General features: G+C 25.6%; 6 protein-coding genes and 1 pseudogene. 3 read left to right on the top strand and 4 right to left on the bottom strand.

The genetic code is table 11. The features are described from left to right. Positions 1-440: pseudogene (locus ACERKK_RS10065) on the bottom strand (hypothetical protein); the annotation flags it as partial. A gap of 114 nt (positions 441-554) precedes the next feature. Here ACERKK_RS10065 and ACERKK_RS10060 point away from each other — a divergent pair. From ACERKK_RS10060 to ACERKK_RS10050, 3 genes are all read left to right on the top strand, one after another. Then, the gene (locus ACERKK_RS10060; protein ID WP_373772951.1) at positions 555-2,960 is read left to right on the top strand and encodes a Lon protease family protein; all 2,406 of its coding nucleotides are present in this window, start codon (positions 555-557) and stop codon (positions 2,958-2,960) included. 66 nt (positions 2,961-3,026) lie between these two features. Next, positions 3,027-4,445: an aspartate ammonia-lyase gene (gene aspA / locus ACERKK_RS10055; protein ID WP_373772950.1), complete on the top strand. Its 1,419-nt coding sequence runs from the start codon at positions 3,027-3,029 to the stop codon at positions 4,443-4,445. Positions 4,446-4,520: 75 nt separating this feature from the next. Beyond that, positions 4,521-5,231 carry a YebC/PmpR family DNA-binding transcriptional regulator gene (locus ACERKK_RS10050; RefSeq protein ID WP_373772949.1) on the top strand — a complete coding sequence of 237 codons (711 nt, stop codon included), beginning with the start codon at positions 4,521-4,523 and terminating at the stop codon, positions 5,229-5,231. A 49-nt stretch (positions 5,232-5,280) separates the two neighbouring features. Here the strand turns inward: ACERKK_RS10050 and ACERKK_RS10045 are convergent, their stop codons facing one another. The 3 genes from ACERKK_RS10045 to ACERKK_RS10035 form a co-directional block, all read right to left on the bottom strand. Further along, the gene (locus ACERKK_RS10045) at positions 5,281-5,502 is read right to left on the bottom strand and encodes a hypothetical protein (RefSeq protein ID WP_373772948.1); all 222 of its coding nucleotides are present in this window, start codon (positions 5,500-5,502) and stop codon (positions 5,281-5,283) included. A 13-nt stretch (positions 5,503-5,515) separates the two neighbouring features. Then, positions 5,516-5,734 (bottom strand): response regulator transcription factor, encoded by a 219-nt coding sequence (locus ACERKK_RS10040; RefSeq protein ID WP_373772952.1) that lies wholly within the window; start codon positions 5,732-5,734, stop codon positions 5,516-5,518. Further along, a partial coding sequence (locus ACERKK_RS10035; RefSeq protein ID WP_373772947.1) for a sensor histidine kinase occupies positions 5,731-6,432 on the bottom strand: 702 nt, incomplete at its 5' end. The genes ACERKK_RS10035 and ACERKK_RS10040, both read right to left, overlap by 4 nt.

Genomic DNA, 6,432 nt, shown 5'->3' with positions numbered 1-6,432 from the left:
GCATCTTTATACTCTTGTTTTGTTCTTTCTGCTCTTTGTTTATTTGGTTTAAATTTTGATTTTGAAACATTTATAACTTCACTTTTAAACTCTGCATTTTTTATATCCAAGAAAATTGATTTGAAATATTTCTTATTATTTAAATCATAAGAAATGATTACTTTGTATTTATTGGCTTTTTGATAATAAGATATTGGTATTAAAGCATAATAAGAATCTTTAAAAAATGGATTTTTATAAAAGTTTGTATTAAAAGGTTTTTCTATGTTTAATGTTAACTTTGCATTAGTAATATCTTTTGCTTCTAATATTAGCATTGCAGTTTGTGCATTTGTAATACTGTCATTTTTAAAGTAAAGTTTAATCTCATTTGCATGTAAAAATAGACTAAATAGTATTGTTAGTAGGGTATATTTGATAATCATTTGTAATTGTAACAAAATTACTTATAAACTTAATATAAATATATTGACTAAATAACAAATAATAATTGAAGTTTTTAGTGATATAATTTAAGTAGGTTTAAATAGTTGTGTAATCAAAAAGGATTTCATATGATTAAATTATTAAAAATAAACCAATTATATACAAAATGTGATACTTCAATTTTCAAGTTTAGAACAACAGCTGAACTTAAAACTACAAATAAAATCTTAGGACAAAATAGAGCATTAAACTCTATTAATACAGCACTAGGTATAAAACATACAGGATACAATCTTTTTTTAATGGGAAATAGTGGAGTAGGTAAACATTCACTTTTAAATAAATTATTAAAAGAAAAATCAAAAAAAGATTATGTTTTATATGATTGGTGTTATGTAAACAACTTTACAGACTATACAAAACCATTATTATTAAAACTACCTTCAGGATTTGGAATAAAATTTAAAAAAGATATGCAAACACTAATTGTAAGTTTACAAGAAAAAATTCCTCAAACATTTAAACAAAAAGAGTATTTATCTATAAAAAAAGAGCTTGAATTAAAGATGAAAGAAGAACAAGATAAGCCTTTTTATAAATTAAAAGATGAAGCAAAAAGAGATGATATTTTTATAAATGATACAACAAGTGGAATTGCAATATCACCTTTAAAAAATGGAAAAGCTTTAAACGCAGAAGAGTTTCAATCTTTATCAATAAAAGATAGAGAATTAATTGAAAGAAATATTATTTTTTACAAAGCAAAAGTTGATGAAAACTCGAAAAAAGAGATGGAAGTAAGTAGAGAATTCATTGAAAATATGAAAGAGATTGATAATACTTTTATTGAAGAAGTAGTTTCTAAAACTATGATTTCTATAAAAGAAAGATATTCCAAATTTCAAGATGTAACAAACTATTTAAATGAAGTACAAAAAGATGTAATAGAAAATTTTGAAGAGTTTATTGAAGATGATAATTTTCAAAATCCAAACCCAATGGAAAATATATTTTCACAAGCTTTAGATAATAGTCCTAATTTTGATATTTATAATGTAAATGTTTTTGTAGATAATTCACAGCAAAATACAGCACCAATAATTTATGAAAATAATCCAACCTATTCAAATCTTTTTGGACGTATTGAACATGTTACTCATATGGGAACGTTAACAACTGATTTTAATTTTATTAAAGCAGGTTCTTTACATAGAGCAAATGGTGGATATTTAGTTATAGATGCAAGAGCACTTTTATTTCAACACTATTCTTGGGAAGGTTTAAAAAGAATGCTAAATTCAAAACAAATCCATCTTGAAACTGTTGAGGAGTCAATGGGACTTACAAATAGTGTAACCTTAAATCCACAAAGTGTTGAGTTTGAAACAAAAATTATTTTAATTGGTTCAAGATATATCTATTATTTACTTTATGAAGAGGATGAAGATTTTAAAAAACTTTTTAAAATAGAAGCAGATTTTGAAGAAAAAACAATAAGAGATAATGAATCTATTCTGTCTTATTCAAATATTATTGCAACATTATTAAAAAAACATGACCTTTTACCTCTAACAAAAAAAGCTTTAGGAAGGATTATTGAGTTTAGTTCAAGACTTGTAGATGATTGTAATAATCTTTCAATGGATTTTTCTGCTATTACTGATTTATTATTTGAATCAAATTTAATTGCCCTAAAAAGAGATGCTTTAAGTATAAAAAATGAGGATATATTAAAAGCATTAGATGGTAGAAAATTTAGAAGTCAAAGAATAAAAGATGAAGTCTACAATGAAATTAAAAAAGGAACAATTCTTATTGATATAGAAGGAGAAAAAGTAGGGCAGATAAATGGCTTATCTGTAATTGATTTTGGAAACTATGCTTTTTCAATGCCTGTTAAAATTTCAGCATTAACAAGATTGGGAAAAGAAGGAGTAGTTGATATTGAAAGAGAAGTAAATCTAAGTGGTGCTATTCATTCAAAAGGTGTAATGATTTTATCTTCATTTTTAGCATCAAGATATTCATCAGATTTTGTAATGAGTTTAAGTGCTACTTTAGTTTTTGAACAATCTTACTCTACAATTGATGGAGATAGTGCGTCTTTAGCTGAGTTATATACTCTTTTATCTTCAATTTCAAATATCGCTATTAGACAAAGTTTTGCAATTACAGGTTCAATAAATCAAAATGGTGATGTTCAAGCAATTGGTGGAGTAAATGAAAAAATAGAAGGTTTCTTTGATGTTTGTAAATTAAAAGATGAAAATTTCCATGCAAATGTAATTATTCCATATGCAAATATTGAAAACCTTATGTTAAAAGAAGAGGTTCTCCAATATGTTAAAAAAGGACAATTCAAAATCTATGCAATAAAACATGTAGATGAAGGAATAAAACTTTTAATGAATAAAGAGGCAGGGAAAAGAGGAACTAATAAAAAGTTTCCTAAAAATAGTTTAAACTATTTAGTAGAAAATAAATTAATAGAATATAGTAATTTAAGTTTAGGAAAAAAAGAAAATAGTAAATAAAAAGATACGTAATCCAATTGTTTACTAAAATAAGTTATAATCAAAAATATTGTTAAAAGGTAATAAATGGATAATAATTTTAGAATAGAATATGACTTATTAGGTGAGAAAGAGATTTCAGATGATTGTTATTATGGAATTCAAACGTTAAGAGCAAAAGATAATTTTAATATTTCGGGTGTTCCTTTATCAAATTTTCCAAAGCTGATTATTGCATTAGCACAAGTTAAAAAAGCATCAGCTTTGGCTAATTATGAATTAGGTTTATTGGATGAAAAAATTTGTTTTGCTATTTGTTCTGCTTGTGATGAATTATTTGTAAAAAAATATCATAGTGAGTTTATAGTTGATGTTATTCAAGGTGGTGCAGGGACTTCAACTAATATGAATGCAAATGAAGTAATTGCAAATATTGCTTTAGAGTTAATTGGTGAAAAAAAAGGTTCTTATGAAATAATTCATCCAAATAATCATGTAAATATGTCACAATCTACTAATGATGTATATCCAACTGCTGTAAGACTTGCTTTATATGAATACTTATCTAAATTACAAAATAAAATGGAAGTTCTTAGTGAATCTTTTTTAAATAAATCAAAAGAGTTTGAAAATATAATTAAAATGGGAAGAACTCAACTTCAAGATGCTGTTCCTATGACTTTAGGACAAGAGTTTAAAGCTTTTTCTTTAATGATTTCAGATGATATTAATGTAATAGAATTAGTAAAAGAGTTAGTAGCTCAAATGAATCTAGGAGGAACTGCAATTGGAACAGGAATTAATGTAGATCCTTTATATCCATCATTAGTAAAAGAAAAACTACATGAGGTTACACAAAAACCATTTATAACAGCTTGTGATTTAGTTCAAGCGACACAAGATACATCTACATTTGTTTTAGTATCAGGTTCATTAAAATCAATTGTTACAAAAGTTTCAAAAATTTGTAATGATTTAAGATTATTATCAAGTGGTCCAAGAGCTGGAATAAATGAAATAAATCTTCCTAAGATGCAACCTGGTTCTTCAATAATGCCAGGAAAAGTAAATCCCGTAATTCCAGAAGTTGTAAATCAAGTTGCTTTTCAAGTAATAGGGCATGATACAACTATTACGATGGCAAGTGAAGGTGGACAGTTACAACTTAATGTATTTGAACCAATTATTGCATATAATTTATTTCAATCAATTTCAATGATGTGTAATGCTTTTGAAACATTAGCATTTAAATGTATCGATGGGATTACAGCAAATGAACAAATTTGTAAAGATTTAGTACTTAACTCTATAGGTTTAGTAACTGCTTTAAATCCTTATATTGGTTATTCAAATGCAACAAAAGTTGCAAAAGAGGCACTTGAAACAAATAGAAGTGTTTATGATATTGTTTTAGAAAAAGAGCTTTTAACAAAAGCGCAACTAGATGAGTATTTAAAACCTGAAAATATGATTCATCCAACTTATTCTAAAGAATGTAAGATTTAAACTATTATCTGTAATAACAAATTTATTACAAATTGGCTATAATCGCATCAAAAATGAATTAATAATGGAGTAATTATGGGTAGAGCCTTTGAATATAGAAAAGCGTCAAAATTAAAAAGATGGGGAGCAATGTCAAGAATTTTCCCTAAACTTGCTAAAGCTATTGAAATGGCTGCAAAAGCTGGAGTTCCTGATCCTGAAATGAACTCAGCACTTAGAACTGCAATTATCAATGCAAAATCTGAAAATATGCCTAAAACAAATATTGAAGCTGCAATTAAAAGAGCAAGTGGAAAAGATTCTGCTAATTATACTGATGTAAACTTTGAAGGAAAAGGTCCTCATGGAGCTTTAATTTTTGTTGAAACAGCAACTGATAATAATACAAGAACAGTTGCAAATGTTAAAATGTACTTCAATAAAAATGGTGGACAAATGGCACCTACTGGTTCATTAGAGTTTTTCTTTGATAGAAAAGCAATCTTTGAGTTTAATAAAACTGAAGAAATGGACTTAGAAGAGTTAGAAATGGAATTAATTGATGCAGGACTTGAAGAGCTTGAAGAAGAAGATGGAATTGTTTTAGTTACAGCTGATTATAAAGATTTTGGTACTTTAAATAAAGCATTTGAAGATATGGGAATTGAACTTACAAAAGCAAAATTAGAGAGAATTTCTAATAATCCTCAAGAATTTACAGAAGAACAACAAGAAGAAATTGGAAAGTTACTTGAAAAACTTGAAGATGATGATGATGTTCAAGCTGTTTACACAAACATCGCTTAAGATAAACTTCTTTAAATAAAACATAGTTTTCTATGTTTTATTTAACTTTTTAATCTTGATATTTATTTCTTATTTCTAAAAAAATATTTATATTAGACATAAATAAATCTAATAAAATAGGATCGAAATGTTTCCCTCTATTATCTTTTAATAGTTGGAATATATCTTCATCTTTTAAAGCTTTAGGATAACCAGTTCCATCATATTTTTCATGATGAGTTAAAGATATAATAGCAGCAGCCTTTAAAACTTCTCTTTCTTTACTTCTCATTTCTTCTATTTCTTTATGTAAATTTAGTATTTCTGTTTGGAGCTTTATTATTTATTGCTCTAATTCGTTCTGATAATTCTAATCCATTTATAATAGATATATTTATATCAGTAATAACCAAATCATAATCATTTTGAATATATTTCAATAAAGCTTCATTTCCATCATTTACTACTGTAACATTTTCAAAAAAATTATTAAATAGTTTTAAAACTTTTTCTTCATTAACTATTTTACAATCGATAATTCTATGTAGAATATTGCTCCATTTTCACTGTTTTTAGCATATAGTTTTCCATATAAATGTTTTTCAATAATTTCTTTACTCATATGTAAACCTAAACCAGTTCCTTGACTTTTATGTTTTGTAGTAAAATATGGATCAAAAATTTTAGGTAAAACTTTTTCAGGAATACCTCCACCATTATCTTCTATTGTTAATATAGCTTTATTATCTATTTCTTGAATATTGATTTCTATCCATCTATCTTTTATATTTTTTTCTACCATAATATCTTTTGCATTATTTAAAATATTAATAATAACCTGAGATAACTCACCAATAATAAGCATTGTTTCAATTGGCTTAATGTCATTTATATTACTAATTAATTTTATATGATTATTTTTAAGTGAAGATTTTACAATATCTAGTGCTTTATTTATTCTATCTTGTAATACAACTTTTTCTAGGGTTCTATCTTCTTTTATATAATCTTTAAATGTATCAATTGTTTCAGTTAAATAATTTGTACTTTTTAATATTCCATCAAGAGATTCAATTAATATCTTATCATCGAGTAAATTAAACTCTTTTTGCATTTTTAAACCACTAGCAAGAACACTAATCGTACTTAAAGGTTGTCTCCATTGATGTGCAATATTTCCTATCATTTCTCCCATTTGTGCATTTTTTGCTTGTTCAAATAA

Origin of the sequence: Poseidonibacter sp. (assembly GCF_041821165.1) — a bacterium.
Taxonomy (GTDB): Bacteria; Campylobacterota; Campylobacteria; order Campylobacterales; family Arcobacteraceae; genus Poseidonibacter.
Note: the sequence above shows the minus strand (reverse complement) of the source record. Positions and strands in the feature narration are given on the sequence as shown.